The sequence below is a fragment of the Sporosarcina saromensis genome, assembly GCF_054901285.1.
The window spans coordinates 2,779,626-2,796,665 of the sequence record NZ_CM142738.1 but is presented as its reverse complement, the minus strand read 5'-3'; the positions used below and the strand labels follow the sequence as shown (position 1 = coordinate 2,796,665).

Annotated in this window: 17 protein-coding genes and 1 pseudogene; 15 read left to right on the top strand and 3 right to left on the bottom strand. The window is 41.9% G+C overall.

Annotation, left to right across the window (positions count from 1 at the left end; all coding sequences use genetic code 11):
• Both gcvPA and gcvPB read left to right on the top strand, forming a co-directional pair.
• Positions 1-1,347 carry an aminomethyl-transferring glycine dehydrogenase subunit GcvPA gene (gene gcvPA, locus ACVHUV_RS14175; RefSeq protein ID WP_462085024.1) on the top strand — a complete coding sequence of 449 codons (1,347 nt, stop codon included), beginning with the start codon at positions 1-3 and terminating at the stop codon, positions 1,345-1,347.
• Positions 1,340-2,818: an aminomethyl-transferring glycine dehydrogenase subunit GcvPB gene (gcvPB, locus tag ACVHUV_RS14170; protein WP_462085023.1), complete on the top strand. Its 1,479-nt coding sequence runs from the start codon at positions 1,340-1,342 to the stop codon at positions 2,816-2,818. Before gcvPA ends, gcvPB begins: the two co-directional genes overlap by 8 nt.
• 137 nt (positions 2,819-2,955) lie before the next feature.
• Here the strand turns inward: gcvPB and ACVHUV_RS14165 are convergent, their stop codons facing one another.
• Positions 2,956-3,336 (bottom strand): rhodanese-like domain-containing protein, encoded by a 381-nt coding sequence (locus ACVHUV_RS14165; protein ID WP_317942034.1) that lies wholly within the window; start codon positions 3,334-3,336, stop codon positions 2,956-2,958.
• 107 nt (positions 3,337-3,443) lie between these two features.
• Here ACVHUV_RS14165 and lipM point away from each other — a divergent pair, with 107 nt between their 5' ends.
• A complete protein-coding gene (lipM, locus tag ACVHUV_RS14160; RefSeq protein ID WP_462085022.1) occupies positions 3,444-4,280 on the top strand; it encodes an octanoyltransferase LipM in 837 nt (278 codons plus the stop codon).
• 168 nt (positions 4,281-4,448) lie between these two features.
• Entirely contained in the window at positions 4,449-7,013 is a 2,565-nt protein-coding gene (locus ACVHUV_RS14155) for a vitamin B12-dependent ribonucleotide reductase (protein ID WP_462085021.1), read from the top strand.
• A gap of 145 nt (positions 7,014-7,158) precedes the next feature.
• Here ACVHUV_RS14155 and ACVHUV_RS14150 read toward each other — a convergent pair.
• Positions 7,159-8,001: pseudogene (locus tag ACVHUV_RS14150) on the bottom strand (transposase); the annotation flags it as partial.
• Positions 8,002-8,396: 395 nt separating this feature from the next.
• Positions 8,397-9,380 (bottom strand): DUF1385 domain-containing protein, encoded by a 984-nt coding sequence (locus ACVHUV_RS14145; RefSeq protein WP_317942031.1) that lies wholly within the window; start codon positions 9,378-9,380, stop codon positions 8,397-8,399.
• A 207-nt stretch (positions 9,381-9,587) separates the two neighbouring features.
• On the opposite strand from ACVHUV_RS14145, the gene ACVHUV_RS14140 reads away from it, so the two are divergent.
• The 11 genes from ACVHUV_RS14140 to accC all read left to right on the top strand — a co-directional run bounded on the left by ACVHUV_RS14140 (position 9,588) and on the right by accC (position 17,025).
• Positions 9,588-10,001: a hypothetical protein gene (locus ACVHUV_RS14140; RefSeq protein ID WP_317942030.1), complete on the top strand. Its 414-nt coding sequence runs from the start codon at positions 9,588-9,590 to the stop codon at positions 9,999-10,001.
• Positions 10,002-10,077: 76 nt separating this feature from the next.
• Complete coding sequence (gene aroQ, locus ACVHUV_RS14135; protein ID WP_371389551.1) at positions 10,078-10,524, top strand: type II 3-dehydroquinate dehydratase; 447 nt, start codon at positions 10,078-10,080, stop codon at positions 10,522-10,524.
• Positions 10,521-11,579, top strand: a complete 1,059-nt coding sequence (locus ACVHUV_RS14130; protein ID WP_462085020.1) for a M24 family metallopeptidase — start codon at positions 10,521-10,523, stop codon at positions 11,577-11,579. Before aroQ ends, ACVHUV_RS14130 begins: the two co-directional genes overlap by 4 nt.
• A 21-nt stretch (positions 11,580-11,600) precedes the next feature.
• Positions 11,601-12,158, top strand: a complete 558-nt coding sequence (gene efp, locus ACVHUV_RS14125; protein WP_317942027.1) for an elongation factor P — start codon at positions 11,601-11,603, stop codon at positions 12,156-12,158.
• A 142-nt stretch (positions 12,159-12,300) separates the two neighbouring features.
• A complete protein-coding gene (locus ACVHUV_RS14120; RefSeq protein ID WP_317942026.1) occupies positions 12,301-12,510 on the top strand; it encodes a SpoIIIAC/SpoIIIAD family protein in 210 nt (69 codons plus the stop codon).
• Complete coding sequence (locus tag ACVHUV_RS14115) at positions 12,510-12,887, top strand: SpoIIIAC/SpoIIIAD family protein (RefSeq protein ID WP_462085019.1); 378 nt, start codon at positions 12,510-12,512, stop codon at positions 12,885-12,887. Before ACVHUV_RS14120 ends, ACVHUV_RS14115 begins: the two co-directional genes overlap by 1 nt.
• A gap of 15 nt (positions 12,888-12,902) precedes the next feature.
• Positions 12,903-13,802, top strand: coding sequence for a stage III sporulation protein AE (locus tag ACVHUV_RS14110; RefSeq protein WP_317942024.1), 900 nt, complete (start codon positions 12,903-12,905; stop codon positions 13,800-13,802).
• Between the two features lie 243 nt (positions 13,803-14,045).
• Positions 14,046-14,471, top strand: coding sequence for a SpoIIIAG-related protein (locus ACVHUV_RS14105; protein ID WP_317942023.1), 426 nt, complete (start codon positions 14,046-14,048; stop codon positions 14,469-14,471).
• Positions 14,458-15,000: a SpoIIIAH-like family protein gene (locus ACVHUV_RS14100; protein ID WP_317942022.1), complete on the top strand. Its 543-nt coding sequence runs from the start codon at positions 14,458-14,460 to the stop codon at positions 14,998-15,000. Before ACVHUV_RS14105 ends, ACVHUV_RS14100 begins: the two co-directional genes overlap by 14 nt.
• A gap of 145 nt (positions 15,001-15,145) precedes the next feature.
• Positions 15,146-15,664 (top strand): acetyl-CoA carboxylase biotin carboxyl carrier protein, encoded by a 519-nt coding sequence (gene accB, locus ACVHUV_RS14095; RefSeq protein ID WP_371389556.1) that lies wholly within the window; start codon positions 15,146-15,148, stop codon positions 15,662-15,664.
• A 14-nt stretch (positions 15,665-15,678) separates the two neighbouring features.
• Entirely contained in the window at positions 15,679-17,025 is a 1,347-nt protein-coding gene (gene accC, locus ACVHUV_RS14090; protein ID WP_317942020.1) for an acetyl-CoA carboxylase biotin carboxylase subunit, read from the top strand.
• Positions 17,026-17,040 lie beyond the last annotated feature (15 nt).

Genomic DNA, 17,040 nt, shown 5'->3' with positions numbered 1-17,040 from the left:
ATGAAGCATCGTTATCTTCCTATGACCGAAACAGATCGGGATGAAATGCTAGCTGCAATTGGTATTGCAACAATTGATGAACTTTTCGAAGATATTCCTGAAAAAGTTCGATTTAAAGGTGAACTAAACATTAAACCTGCAAAATCCGAATCAGCGTTAACGAAAGAGTTAGCACAAATTGCTGCTAAAAACGCAGATGCACGTACATATGCATCTTTTCTAGGGGCTGGTGTATATGATCATTACAAGCCAATCATTGTCGATCATGTCATTTCGCGTTCAGAGTTTTACACAGCGTATACACCTTATCAACCCGAAATTTCACAAGGTGAGTTGCAAGCCATTTTTGAATTCCAAACGATGATTTGTGAATTGACAGGTATGGATTTAGCGAACTCGTCGATGTATGACGGAGGGACAGCATTAGCGGAAGCTGGAAATTTGGCAGCAGGTCATACAAAGCGAAAGAAGATTCTCGTTTCTGAAACTGTTCATCCTGAGTCAAGAGATGTTGTGAAAGCTTATGCTTCGGGTCAATTCATTGATGTCGTGACGGTTCCTCAAAAGAATGGCGTGACAGACATGGAGAAACTTGCGGAATTAGTCGATGAGGAGACAGCTGCAGTTCTTGTTCAATACCCGAACTTCTTCGGTCAAATCGAGGATCTTCAAACTGTTAGTACGCTAACGCATGAAAAAGGCGCATTGGTCGTCGTTTCGTCCAACCCATTAGCATTAGGTGTCCTTACACCACCAGGTAAACTGGGGGCAGATATTACGGTTGGGGATGCGCAACCATTTGGTATTTCAGAGCAATTTGGCGGTCCACATTGTGGATTCTTTGCAACAACGAAGAAATTAATGCGTAAAGTACCTGGTAGATTAGTAGGGGAAACAACTGATGACCAAGGTAGAAGAGGGTATGTATTGACGCTTCAAGCGCGCGAACAACATATTCGTCGTGATAAAGCAACGTCTAATATTTGTTCCAACCAAGCATTGAATGCACTCGCTGCGTCCGTAGCGATGACAGCTCTTGGAAAAGTCGGCGTCAAGGAAATGGCTTATCAAAACATCGCAAAAACCGCTTATGCAAAACAAGCATTTGAACAAGCGGGCTTCACTGTAACATTCAAGGGTGCGCACTTTAATGAAATTGTTGTAGATTTACAACAACCCGTCAAAGAAGTGAATGAAAAATTGCTTACCAAAGGATTCATTGGCGGATACGATCTGGCGTTAACTTATCCAGAACTTGCAAATCATGCGCTCATTGCAGTAACTGAGCAACGTACGAAAGAAGAAATCGATGCACTCGTGCAGGAATTGGAGGCTCTTCATGCATAAGGAAAACCAACCGCTTATTTTTGAAATGACAAAAGAAGGTCGTGTAGGCTACAGTTTACCTGCACTTGATGTGCCGGAAATCGATCTTTCCAGTCACTTGCCTAGTGGATTTTTACGTGAAGAAAGTGCTGAACTACCAGAAGTTTCAGAGCTTGATATTATGCGTCACTATACTGCATTGTCAAACCGTAACCATGGTGTAGATACTGGTTTTTATCCATTAGGATCTTGTACGATGAAATACAACCCGAAAATTAACGAAGCGGTAGCTCGTTATGCAGGCTTTGCGCATATCCATCCATTGCAAGATGAATCTACGGTTCAAGGTGCGATGGAAATCATGTATGACCTTCAGGAGCATTTATCAGAAATTACAGGAATGGATGAAGTGACGCTTCAACCAGCTGCAGGTGCTCATGGAGAATGGACAGCACTCATGATGATCCGTGCATTCCATGAAGCAAATGGTGAATTCAACCGTACGAAAGTACTTGTTCCGGATTCCGCGCACGGAACAAATCCTGCTTCTGCAACAGTTGCAGGTTTTGATACTGTTACGGTGAAGTCTAATGAGCTCGGACTCGTCGATATTGAAGACTTGAAGTCTAAAGTAGGACCAGATACGGCAGCATTAATGCTTACAAACCCGAATACACTAGGCTTATTTGAAGAGGAAATTCTTACAATGGCAGAGATTGTACATGGGGTTGGCGGCAAGTTGTATTATGACGGTGCGAACTTAAATGCTGTTATGTCGAAAGCACGTCCAGGAGACATGGGCTTTGATGCGGTGCATTTGAACTTGCATAAAACGTTCACAGGACCGCATGGCGGTGGTGGACCAGGATCAGGTCCAGTTGGTGTCAAGAAAGACTTAGCAGCGTTCTTGCCAAAACCGGTTTTAGTGAAAAAAGACGATCGTTATACGTTTGAATATGATCGTCCTCAATCTATTGGTCGAGTGAAGCCGTTCTACGGAAACTTCGGTATTTATTTACGTGCGTATACGTATATCCGTTCAATGGGTCCAGATGGTTTGAAAGCCGTTACCGAATATGCTGTGTTAAACGCGAACTATATGATGCGAAGACTGGAGCCTTATTTCGATCTTCCATATACGCAACATTGTAAACATGAATTTGTTTTATCCGGACGTCGCCAAAAGAAATTGGGTGTACGTACATTGGATATGGCAAAACGCTTGCTCGATTTCGGATTCCATCCACCAACAATTTACTTCCCGCTAAATGTTGAAGAGGGAATGATGATTGAACCAACAGAAACAGAGTCAAAAGAGACATTGGATTCTTTCATCGATGCGATGATTCAAATTGCTAAAGAAGTTGAAGAGAACCCTGAAATCGTTCAAGAAGCACCTCATACGACGGTCATTAGCCGTCTTGACGAAACAAAGGCGGCGCGTCAACCAGTATTACGATATACGAAAGAACAAGAGCTTGTGAATGTTTAATAAATGAATTGCAAAAGGAGATCCCTCTTCACGGATCTCCTTTTAGCTGTTCGTTCCGATTTTGTTTCTAAGCATAAAATAGTAAAAAAGTTCCTCCTAATTGGAAGAACTTTTTTTTACTTCGTGATTAGAGATGCTTACTTGCTTTTAACTTTACCAGTCCACGTACGGAATCCACCTTGCAATTGGTACAAGTGTGCATAATCTTTTTTCTTTAAAAACATTGCAGCACGAGAACTTTTACCGCCGTTTTGATCGTATAGATAGACAGGTTTGTCTGGACGAATCTCTTTAAAACGTTGTCTGAATTGTGAATACGGAATATTGCGTGCTCCTAAAATATGCCCCGATTCGAATTCTTTTGGTTCGCGCACATCGATTAGTTGTGCTTTGCGATACCCTTCAATGAATTGTTCTTGTGTTAAATTTGTAACTGATTTACGCACACGCAACATCGTAATAACGAAATACACTACGATGGCAACGAGAAGTGCAATAAGAATATATAAGCTGCTCACAATCAATTTTCCCCTTTCTATCTATACATTCATTATAAAGAATGAGTAGCACATGTTCAATGAGAATGATAAAATGAAATGCATTGCAGTTAATAGGGGGAAACGTTATGTCAAAAACAGTATGGCATTTCATCAATTCAGGAAAGTGTTCACCGTCTTACAATATGGCGCTTGATGAAGCGTTAATGGAGTGGCATAGCCAAGGCGAAATCGGACCGGTTCTACGGTTTTATGAGTGGGAGCCTGCAACATTATCGATCGGTTATTTTCAACGTGTTGAAAAGGAAATTGATATGGCGGCCGTAGAGGCACATCAATTAGGGTTTGTACGTCGGCCGACAGGTGGACGGGGTGTATTGCATGAACACGAACTTACTTATAGTGTCATTGTGACGGAAGAGTATCCTAACATGCCTGAGACTGTAACTGAAGCCTATCGGGTGATCTCAGGAGGTTTACTGGAAGGATTCCGGAACTTAGGCTTGAACGCTGAATTTTCCGTTCCTGAAACAAAGAAACAAAGTGATGATTTAAAGCGTCCGAAAAGTGCAGTTTGTTTTGATGCACCGAGCTGGTATGAATTAGTCGTCGAAGGGAAAAAGGTGGCTGGAAGTGCTCAAACACGTCAAAAAGGTGTGATTTTGCAACATGGCGCTATTTTACTTAGTTTAGACGAGGAAAAGTTAGTGTCATTGTTTAAATTCGATAGCGAGGAATCGCGTAAACGTATGCTTGAAAGCCTTCCGAACAAAGCGGTTGCCATCGATCGATTGACAGATAAAGAAATCTCTATTGATGCTTGTATTGATGCGTTTTCGAAAGGATTTGAAAAAGCGCTATCTATACAATTACAACCATTTGAGCTGTCGATTGAACAAAAGCAGTTTGTGCATGAAATAGAGAAAAAGAAGTACGCAAACGATGAATGGACATACCGTAAGTGAACCCTATATCTTTTGTTCTATTTTTCATGAATGAAATCGAGTAGGTATGCGATTCGTTAAAATATGTAAAATGCTACAAGTTGAAGCGGGTGTCAATATGTAGTAGATTATTTACTAGTTAACACACTAGATGTGGTGTGTAATATATTCCGTGAAGGAGAATGTAAGATGGTTGTAGTTTCAAGTGGACAAAATCCTGTGTTGGACATTGCGCAATTAAATGAGGATATTGCGGTGTTTCCACAGGTACATCCAATCACGGATGACATGAAGATTGTACATAGTGGTGTATCTCGTCTCGTCATGATTGATCGCTACTCTTTCAAGGACACAGAGAAAAAGACTTTAAAAGCGGGTGACTTTGTCGTTCTGACAGTGAAAGAGGATCCGAAATTTCCTGCACGAGGACTAGGTTTTATCAAATCCATTGACATGGAAAAAGGCACTGCTTCTATCTGGATTGAACCTGAATACCGAACGTCTATCGACAATGTGGATGAGCAAGAAAACGGAGTTATCACTCGACCGCTAGATGTCATTGAGAAACCGTTGGAAGTGTTTTACGAGCAAATCGCTAAAAGAAATGCAACAGGTCTAGCTTCCGTTGAATCGACGGAGGACAAGCGTCAACAATCCTTTGAACTGTTCTACGATCAACTGGCACGCTTGAACTTCATCCCGGCAGGTCGTGTTCTATATGGGGCTGGTTCTGAAACGGAAGTGACATTCTTTAACTGTTACGTGATGCCGTTCGTAGCGGATTCGCGTGAAGGTATTTCAGATCATCGTAAACAAGTGATGGAAATTATGAGTCGTGGCGGTGGAGTCGGTACAAACGGCTCAACACTACGTCCCCGCAACACGCTGGCAAGAGGTGTGAACGGGAAGTCTTCTGGATCTGTTTCTTGGCTAGATGACATTGCAAAATTGACGCATCTAGTGGAACAAGGCGGAAGCCGCCGCGGTGCACAGATGATCATGCTTGCGAACTGGCATCCGGATATTTGTGAATTTATCATTTCGAAAATGCAGAACCCGAGAATTCTCCGTTTTCTTTTGGAAAACACAGAAGAGGAATTGATTAAAAAGCTAGCGAATGAAAAATTGAAATTCACACCTCTAACTCCACAAGAGGAAGCGATGTATCAAGGGATTCTGAACTACCGAACAATTCCTGGCATGGGTGGTTTCAATGAAGCAATTATCCGTGATGCAGAAATGAAGTTAAAAGATGGCGGTACGTATTCTGTCCACAACCCTGAATTCTTGACGGGTGCAAACATTTCCGTAACGTTAACGGACGATTTCATGAAAGCTGTAGAAAACGACGAGGCGTATGAGCTTCGTTTTCCAGCAGTTGAAAAGTATACAGCAGAACAAATGAATGTCTATAACGAACAATGGCACAAAGTTGGAGACGTCCGTGAGTGGGAGCGTTTAGGACATGAAGTGCGTGTCTACCGTACAATTAAAGCAAGAGCATTATGGGATCTCATCAATATCTGTGCTACGTATTCAGCGGAACCGGGTATCTTCTTTATTGATAATGCGAACAAGGAAACGAATGCAAAAGCATACGGGCAACAAGTTGTTGCAACGAATCCATGCGGTGAGCAGCCGTTAGCACCCTATTCCGTTTGTAACCTTGCAGCAGTGAATCTAGCAGAGTTTGCGGATAAAGAAGCGAAGACTGTAGACTTTGAGAAATTGAAAGAAACCGTAAGCGTCGGTGTGCGTATGCAAGATAACGTAATTGATGCAACCCCTTATTTCCTTGAAGAGAATAAAAAGCAAGCACTTGGTGAACGACGTGTAGGACTAGGTGTAATGGGCTTAGCCGACCTGCTGATTTATTGTGAAAAAGAGTACGGTTCACCGGAAGGGAACGAACTCGTTGAACAAGTGTTTGAAACGATCGCTACGACCGCTTACCGGACGTCTATTGAACTCGCTAAAGAGAAAGGGAGCTTCCCATTCTTAATCGGTAAAAATGATGAGGAAACGGCTGCATTGCGTCATGCATTCATCCAAACAGGGTTCATGAAGAAAATGCCGGAAGATATCCGAAATGGCGTTTTGGAACACGGCATTCGAAATTCGCACTTATTAACGGTCGCGCCAACAGGATCGACTGGCACAATGGTAGGTGTCAGTACGGGATTGGAACCGTATTTCTCATTCACGTATTACCGTAGTGGTCGATTAGGGAAGTTCATTGAAGTGAAAGCGGGAATTGTTGAAGAATATTTAACACGTCATCCTGAAGCGGATCCAAATGAGTTGCCAAACTGGTTTGTTTCGTCAATGAGCTTATCTCCTGAAGCGCACGCTGACGTCCAATGCATCATCCAACGTTGGATTGACAGCTCGATTTCTAAAACAGTCAATGCACCACGGGGCTATACAGTCGAACAAGTGGAAAGTGTGTACGAGCGTCTCTACAAAGGTGGAGCAAAGGGCGGTACTGTGTATGTGGACGGAAGCCGTGATTCACAAGTGTTGACGCTAAAAGCTGAAGAGAATGTCATGGACAACAATGAAATGACGGAAGAAGTCATTGAACAACGCAAAGTCGTTCTTGTGAATACTGTTCACGATTTACGTTCTACAAATGTGACAATTGGCTCGGAAGTCGGTAACACATGTCCGGTATGTAGAAAAGGGACAGTAGAAGAAATGGGTGGCTGTAACACGTGCACAAACTGTAACGCACAGTTGAAATGTGGTTTGTAATTTATAGAACATGCAAAAAAGGAAGTGCCATTAGCTAGGCTACTTAAAAACCTCCGTTTTTTATCTTTCAAGGCGCTCTGTAATAAAAAGGCACCCTTTCGTTCTTTCTTTGAACGAAAGGGTGCCTTTTTTACTTTGATATTTCTTACTCTGTTTCCCTCATTAAGGTAAGTATTCGCTTCAGATTGACTGCAAATATCGTCATCGCTCCTTGCATCTGGATGCCAAATAGGCCCGTGAATGTGGCTACATCATACCCGTGTCTTTGTTTTATTTCACTATTCTTCGCTTCAATCTTATAGTGAGATTTGGATTTTACCTTAACTTCATTGTTATTTTGAAACGCTTCCTGTTCCTCATGTTCTTTCGATTTAATGGTGACTGAATATGTTTTACTTTTGCCCCCTTCCTTGTAATAACCCTCGCGGAGTAGGCAAACATTTCTCAACGTCAAAATAGTAAGTGCGCGATTGGTAGCTTCCCTGGTTTTTCTTTCCTGTACGCGCTTTGCGAATGGCCATATGCCCAGCCTTACATATATACATGCCTGAATCTTTATTGAATTCAAATTCATCTTTTTCGCGCTCGGGTGCCTTGTGTAATTTGCAGATGTAATTTCGACACTAACTGGAGCTCATTTTCATTTGCGTAGAGGATATTATCTTTTTCCGAATAAGCTGTGTCTCCGATTACTGTATCAATCTTCATACCATATTGCGATAGAAGTTTTATAGCCAAAGAATGAAGAATAGGCCGTTTAATGACCAACACGCGCATCTAGATCCAAAGCAGATCCGTGTAATCTTCGACTACTTCTTTTAATACATTCAATTATTCCTGTAAAGCTGGTATTCACATAATGTGAGCTTTACTTTCAACAGTGGAGATATCCTTTTGGTAATACTCAATTTCGTCTTTCCCTTCGTCAGAAGTGGTTCTAGGTGGAAACTTTTCTTTCATAAGACTCATCGATTTGATAGACTGCTTTTAGCACATTTTAGGATTTCTGCATATACAATAAAAACAGTGACCCTTTCCTGTGAAAATGGATAGGTCACTGTTTAATTATCACTTTAAATACAGGTGAGTTCCGTTGATTGGAGTGGAGAGCGGCGACTCCTGTGGGATTAGCGGGACAGGTGAGACCCCGCAGGAAAAGCCGTCACGTAGAACGGCTTTTGCGAGCAAAAGCGCAGCGTTGGGAGCAAGGATGCCTTAATTTCCGCGAAGTACGCAGAAATACGGCAAATCGAACTCTTCGTTGTTCGATTGGCTCACCGCCCGCCCCACGGAAAGCGTCCGCTCGGAACGCAAATCAACAGTTCCAGCAAAAAACCTCTTAGCGGACTTTTTCAGTGGTCTCCCATTAGCGGCACTTCCTTTTTAGTTCGCAGCAACAGTTGTATTCACTGTTTTTTCAGTTGTGGACTTTAAGATGTCGATGTTTTCAATGCCTTTTTCTTCAATCTCCAATAACTTGTTGAACGAAGCAATTGCGACTTCCACTTGTTTGTCGTCAGGCTCTTTGGTTGTCAACAATTGCAACCAGAGTCCGGGATACCCTAGAAACTTCAAGACTGGGATATTCCGAAGGCTATTTGTAAATTGCAACACCTCAAAAGAAACACCGATGACAACAGGTATTAACAGAATGCGGTTCACAATACGAAGCCAAAAAGGATCGGTCGGTACGAGGAAATAAATGAACATACCGACGATGACCGTAAACAATAGAAAACTACTGCCGCAACGATAGTGCAAGCGAGAAGAGGCTTGGACGTTTTCTACGGTGAGAGGAAGGCCACTCTCGTAAGCATTGATCACTTTGTGCTCTGCACCGTGATACTTAAACACACGTTTAATGAGAGGTGTCATCGAGATCAACGAAATATACGTCAATAAAAGCGCGAGTTTAAAGAAGCTTTCGAGTAGGATTTGAGCTGTTTTACCAGGTGCGATGAATTCAAGCATTTGCGCAAGGAAAACAGGCACTAGCGTAAATACGAATTTACCAAAAATGAATGATAAAACACCGACAGCTGCTACACCGAGTACCATTGCGAGTTTTGATGATTCTTCTTCAGTGTGGTCGACTTCTTCTCCAGGCATAACATCGTAACGTTCGTTTGCAAAAGTAAGATGCTTGGAACCGATGCCAGCAGATTCAATTAGTGCAACAATACCACGCACGAAAGGAATCTTTTTCAGCTTCGCAGCAAGTGGTTTTTGCTCTTTGGGCACGTAATAGTAGTCAAGGGAATCGTCTTTTCTCCGAATCGCTGTAACTGTATGATTCCTACTTCCGAACATGACGCCTTCAATTAAAGCTTGACCACCGTATGTGGGGGCTTGTTGTTTTTTACTCATGGATTTTCCAACACCTTCTCTTTTCAATTGACCTTCATCTATTTATTGGTATGCCACGCTAATGTAATTGCCTGTAGTTCGTTGTATACCTTTCATATAGCAAATCTTATATCTTTCTATTGTACAAAAAAACGAAGAGCTACTCCACCATAAAGGTTTAAAAATTGCGTCGCATTCCTACACTTCGAGTGAGGAGGGAATTGCACAATGACAAAAACAATGATATGGACAACTGTTGTAGCAGCATTGTTCACGACTGCATCACTTAAGATGTTGCATTATTTTAATTTTATTAAATGGTCGCCGATTGGATGGGCGAAGAAATGGTTACTCTTTGGCTCTACGCATGAATGGTGGAAATGGAGTGTTCTCTTTATTGTCCTGTTCATCATTTTCGGTATATTTTATCAAGTAGCTGTACGGACATCCCGCATTCCACCGTCTGTAACAGCTTTGTGTATCAGTGCGATTGCTGCTGTGACGATTGAGTGGCTCATCCATGCACCTACTTCCGTAACAGAAGGGTTCAAAACACTTTCCATCCCATTCTTTTCAATTCTTGCAATTGTAAGCAGGTTTGTAACTGGAACCGCTGTGTATATGAAGAAATCTTTCCGCTAAGCACGATAAAATAGGTTGCGACTATTGGACAGTGTGATAAAATGGGAAAGAAAAAGGTGAGGGGAATGATGTAGCTGTGAAACTGCTCGTTCTGAATGGACCGAATTTAAATCGATTAGGCAAAAGGGAACCTGGCATCTATGGAGCGGAAACTTTGGAAGATATTGAAAACCATCTAAGAAAAGTTGCTTCTGAAAACTTTGTGGACATTTCCTTTTATCAATCGAATCATGAAGGAGCTCTCATTGACAAAATACATGAAGCCGAAGACGATGGGTACGATGGTATCGTTTTCAATCCGGGAGCGTATACACATACGAGTATCGCTTTGCGGGATGCTGTGTCATCGGTAAATGTACCTGTCATTGAAATCCACATTTCCAATATACATAGTCGGGAGTCTTTCAGACAACATTCAGTCATTGCACCCGTCTGCATTGGGCAGCTTTCCGGTTTTGGGGCACATGGGTATGAATTAGCAGTTCAAGCTTTCCTTCTCCGCAGAAAAGGGGTAGAGCTATGAATCTTGTAACATTACGTGAAGCACTTAAAGAAAATGCCTTAGATGCAATTCTCGTAACCAATTCGTATAATCGTCGCTACATCACTGGTTTTACAGGTAGTTCAGGTGTTGCAGTAATTTCCGCAAATGATGCAGTTTTCATTACGGATTTCAGATACACTGAACAAGCAGCTGAACAAGTGAAAGGTTTCCGAATCGTTAAGCACGAACGGACGATCATTGAAGAAGTTGCTGCGCAAGTGCAAGAAATGAATATTCAAACGCTCGGTTTTGAAAAAGACGATGTGACATTCGGCATGTACGAACTGTATAATGAAAAGGTGCAAGCGGAATTAAAACCTGTTTCGGGAATCATTGAAAAGCTAAGAATGATCAAATCTGCTGAAGAAATTGAAATCCTAAAAGATGCAGCAAAGATTGCCGATGACGCATTTGCACATATTTGCACATTCATTAAACCAGGCGTTTCTGAGCTTGAAGTGTCAAACGAATTAGAAATGTTCATGCGGAAGCAGGGAGCGACTTCATCTTCATTCGATATCATTGTTGCTTCAGGAGAAAGAGGCGCATTGCCACATGGTGTAGCTTCTGCTAAAATCATTCAATCAGGCGAATTGGTCACTTTGGATTTCGGAGCTTCTTATAATGGGTACATTTCCGATATTACACGAACAGTCGCTGTAGGTGAGCCTTCAGAGCAAATGAGAGAAATCTACGAAATTACCCGTGCTGCTCAACAAAAAGCTTTAGAAGAGATTAAACCGGGTATGACTGGAATAGAAGCGGATGCAATTGCTCGTGACTATATTAAGTCAAAAGGGTACGGTGAAGCCTTTGGACACTCGACAGGGCACGGTATTGGGTTAGAAGTGCATGAAGGTCCAGCTTTGTCTTTCCGTTCAGAGACAGTACTTGTACCGAATATGGCTGTAACAGTAGAACCAGGTATTTATGTACCAGGAGTAGGTGGCGTTCGAATCGAAGATGATATCATCATTACCGAAGAAGGTAATGTCCGTTTGACGCACTCACCAAAAGAATTAATAATCCTATAACGACATAATGGAGGAACATGCATGATTTCAGTAAACGAATTTAAAACGGGTTTGACAATAGAGGTTGACGGAGACATTTGGCGTGTAATTGATTTTCAACACGTGAAACCAGGTAAAGGTGCAGCATTTGTACGTTCAAAATTACGTAACCTTCGTTCTGGTAACGTCAATGAAAAAACATTCCGTGCAGGCGAAAAAGTAGAAAAAGCCCAAATCGATAACCGTCGCATGCAATACTTGTATGCAAACGCTGACGATCACGTATTTATGGATAACGAATCCTACGAACAAATTGAATTACCTTCCGCACAAATTGAGGAAGAATTGAACTACTTACGTGAAAACATGGAAGTGCATATCATTTCCTACAAAGATGAGATTCTCGGCGTAGAACTTCCTTCAACCGTTACTTTGGAAGTAACAGCGACTGAACCAGGCATTAAAGGTGATACAGCGAGTGGTGGTTCGAAGCCAGCAACGATGGAAACCGGATTAGTCGTCCAAGTACCATTCTTCGTAAACATCGGAGACAAACTCATTATCAATACTGAAGAAGGCGCATACGTTTCAAGAGCTTAATACATTGTATTTAACAGGCACTTCATTTCTCGACAAAAGAGAAATGGAGTGTTTTTTTTGCATCCGTATGAAGTTTCGGTTGAACAAATCTTCATAATCCCTCAGCCGTCCTCATAAGGTGTTACATGAAGGGGGCACCCGAATGGAATTAAATGATCTATTGCGTATTGCAGGCATTGGCTTGGTGATTGGTTTTCTTCATGTCTTTTTTGAGCAGACCGGCAAGAAGGAATTTTCTTTTTTTCTCTTTTTTGTAGCATACATTTATATCGCTGCAGAAATGCTTCGCTTCCTACGGATTTTCTTCTCGGAAATCGCTGAATTCTTCCAATGGCTGTCCATGGCGTTCTAATGAGTATACTGTTCCAATTAATTGTCGTTTATTTACTACTGATCATGTTGTCGTTTACGTCGAAAAGCCTACAACCTGTTCTCTATGCGGCAGTCTTTTTCATTTTTCTGGCGTATGTCAGTATGACGATTATCGTGCCGTTTGGAAAAACATTCATGCAATTATTCGACCCACTGCCTACCCCTTTTGCAAAGTTATTAATCGGAAGTGTCGTTCTCTATTATTTAGCAGAATTAATTTGCAAACATATTGCCGAATCAGGATACGAATCAATTGCTTCTGTTGCGCAAGTTGCTATTAAGATTGCTATTCTGTCATTGTGGTTGCCACAACTTTCAACTCTTATCGGCACGCTCTCCAAATTAATCATTAAATGATTGGATGTTACATTCATGCTCAATATGCTGCAATCTGTTGTTGGAACAGTACTCTCCAGTTTCCTCATTGTAATCCTTACATCATTCATGGCACTTATCGTCGATTTCCTTTTTCCGTCTTTTAAAAGATGGACGAGGCTCTTTTTGTTCTTCATTATATTGACAATCGTATTGCAACCAGCTTTTGAACACCTCCAAATGATCCGCACCATTACCCAATCGATTGCAACGATCTTCATTTCAATTTATCCGTTGTTAACGGCAAGTATCATTGCATCCGGTGGCTCTTTTAGTATGTTGAACTTCCAACCTGCCATGCTGCTGTTTGCCAATGGCGCTGTTCTTCTAGCGGATAAAGTATTAATACCGATGTTGGCGGCTGCAATCTTATTGGATATTTTGACAAGGATTCTCCCTGATGTCTCTTTTTCGAAGATGTCAGACTTGCTTCGGACGACATTATTAGGTGTCGTTTCAGCACTTGTAGCCGCTTATTCCATTTTCATCACGGCTGGTGGCACACTATCTTGGGCACTGACGGGTGTTACGAGTGAACCGATTAAAGAACTCGTTCGTCAAAATGTTCCACTCATTGGATCATTTCTAACAGATAGTATGGGGGCGATCGGAAGATATTCTTCTGGTGCTAGCGTGTTTGTTGGGGCGTGGCTTATTATTACGATTTGGACGGTCGCTCTTTTGCCGACGCTTAAAACTTTACTGACAGGGTTTCTTTACCGATGGACGGCTGCATTGATTGAACCATTCGCACATGAGGAAATCACTGGCGTACTAGATGATATCGGTAAAACATTGTTTGTCTTATGCGCAGTTTCATTTCTGGTCGCATTCGCATTTATTTATACTGCATTGTTCACCGTCATTCTAATCAAATTAATAACCGCAGTGAAATGAGGGATGGCATGCTTGAGTTTTTGAATGGCCTTATGCTCATTATTTTATTGTCTACTAGCCTATTGTTGCTGTTACCTGAGGAATCGGAGTCGGATTTCCTTCCACTTGTCAAAATAGCAATAGGAATTTGGATCATTCATTCAATCACGCGAATTTTTGGTCATACCCTCTTTTGAACAAGCATATTATGCATCATAGATGACACGAACCAGATCCGGCTCGAAGGGATGAAGTGGTGATCAAATGCAAAAACCAAAACGAAAAATCCATATGCTCTTCATCGGTACACTGCTCGCGCTCTTCATCATTTTCATCAATACGACTTTTGGTTCGATTGGAGGGGAGAAAAAGAAGGGGGAAGAGAACCGGGAAGTGGCAGCGCTTGAAACGGCGCTGATGAAGATGGAAGGAATCGGGGAAGTGTTTATCTACTTCCACTATGAGCACGTCGACACGTCGAGTTCGCTCGCGGATATGTTATCGGTTAGTGGCTCATCTCCGAAAAAAGCTAGTTCATTACAAGGGATTTTAGTTGTAGCGGAAGGTGTAGAAAATAGTAAGAAGAAAAATGAATTGACACGCATTCTATCGGCAGTGCTCCAATTGCCAGAACATCGAATTGTCATCGTTGAACATGAAAAAAGGGGGATACAACTTGAAAGCGAATAAACGTACTGTGTGGTTTTTAACTTTACTAAGTCTCGTAGCGGTTATCTCAATCTACTATTTAAAAAAGGAAGCACCAATGGATTTGGATGCAATGGCAATATTCGGAGATGCTGATAAGGTCACTGTATCAAAGCCGGGAGATGCGGACAGTGCTAAAAAGCCCGTGTATGCGGATTCGATGTTGTTAGAAGAAATGAGAATGACCGTTCAAAATGAGCGCAGCAACTTGAAAAGTCAGTTGACGGACAAGATGACGTCAGCGGACTCGACAGCAGAAGAAAAAAGTGCTGCATATGACGCAATTGCGGAATTGACAAAAACGTCATCTGCTGAAGAAATGATGGAGATGCAAATTCGAGCACTTGGTTACCCTGAAGCGTTCGTCAAGAAGGACAATGGTAAAGTGACGATTACTGTCATTTCCGAAGATGGTGGTCATTCCTCGAAGATGGCTGCTGAAATTACACAATATGTCATGACGAGCTGGGACGATGCACGAACTGTCCAAGTTGATTTCATGAATCAATAAAACTTGTTAGAGGCCCGAAAAGGGTCTTTTTCTTTTGGTTGAAAGGTTTTTGAAACAAAAAACATGTTATCTGTTTCAAAATGTACGAAAAACGTCTAAAATAGGTTTGAACCCAATAAATATTAATGAGTCAGGAGAATCGCTAATGTTGAAAATTCAAGAAATTCGCGAAATAATTAAATTAATTGATCAATCATCCATTGACAAATTCACTTTTGAATCAGATGGTACAAAAATTAAACTCGAGAAAAAGAATGAAGGAGCAACACATCAAATGGTCGCTCAACCACAAAGTGAGCAACCGGTTCAGCAAGCGGCGCCTGCTGCTGTAGAAGTGAAGAAAGAGGAGCCGAAACAGGAAGTTGCTGAAAAAGTGGAAGAATCGCCAGCAGCGGAAAGCAAAAAGTCTGTTGACGATGCATCTTTGCACAAAATACCTTCACCAATGGTAGGAACGTTCTACAAATCTTCCGCACCGGACGCACCAGCTTACGTCCAAAAAGGAGATTCCGTCAAAGCGGATACAATCGTCTGCATCGTAGAAGCAATGAAGCTCTTCAACGAAATCGAAGCAGAAGTATCCGGTGAAATTGTGGAGATTCTCGTGGAAGATGGACAACTTGTTGAATACGGTCAACCTCTCTTCCTCGTCAAACAAAACTGAGGAGGAATGTAAAGATGAAAAAAGTGTTAATAGCAAACCGTGGAGAGATTGCGGTACGTATTATCCGTGCGTGCAAAGAAATGGATATTGAAACGGTTGCGGTGTATTCCGAAGCGGATCGTGAAGCCCTTCACGTTGAACTTGCTGACGAAGCCTACTGCATCGGCCCTAAACTGTCAAAAGATAGTTATTTAAACTTCTCAAACATTATTAGCATTGCAAAGTTAACTGGATGTGATGGAATCCATCCGGGTTACGGCTTCCTTGCAGAGAACGCAAGCTTTGCTGAATTATGTGAAGAAGTGAATATTGAATTCATCGGTCCTACTGCAGATGCCATTTCAAAAATGGGTACAAAAGACGTCGCAAGAGAAACGATGAAGCAAGCGGGTGTCCCGATTGTTCCAGGCTCAGAAGGCATTGTTGCTGATGAAGTGGAAGGATTGGCTGTTGCAAAAGAAATTGGTTTCCCAGTCATCATCAAAGCGACAGCAGGTGGAGGCGGTAAAGGAATCCGTGTCGCAATGAACGAAGAAGAGCTTGTCAAAGGGATTAAGATTACACAAAAAGAAGCGGCTGCTGCTTTTGGTAACCCTGGCGTCTATTTGGAGAAGTTCATTGAAGAATTCCGCCATGTTGAAGTGCAAGTGTTGGCAGATAAGCATGGAAACACAATTCACCTCGGGGAACGCGATTGTTCCATTCAAAGACGAATGCAAAAACTCGTTGAAGAAGCACCATCTCCAGCGTTAACGGCTACATTGCGTGAGCAAATGGGTGAAGCGGCTGTTAAAGCTGCACAAGCTGTTAATTATCGAGGTGCAGGGACTGTTGAGTTCATCTTCGACCATGTAAATGAGAAATTCTATTTCATGGAAATGAACACACGGATTCAAGTTGAGCATCCGGTTACTGAAATGATTACTGGCATCGATTTGATTAAACAACAATTGCGTGTTGCTGCGGGTGAAAAATTGCAGTATCGCCAAGAAGACATTACGTTTACGGGTGTGTCAATCGAATGTCGCATAAATGCAGAAAATCCATCGAAGAATTTCATGCCTTCTCCTGGTGAAGTGAAAATGTATATGCCACCAGGCGGCTTCGGCGTTAGGGTCGATTCTGCAGTATATCCAGGTTATTCGATTCCGCCATTCTATGATTCTATGGTGGCAAAACTCATTGTACATGCTGATACACGTGAAGAAGCTGTCGCAAGAATGAAAAGAGCACTGGAAGAATTTATCATTGAAGGTGTTCATACGACCGTTCCATTCCATGTGAATTTAATGGATCATGAAGTATTTAAATCGGGTGATTTCGATACGAAATTCCTGGAGAAATACCAAGTAATGAAGTAATGCATGCTTTTATAG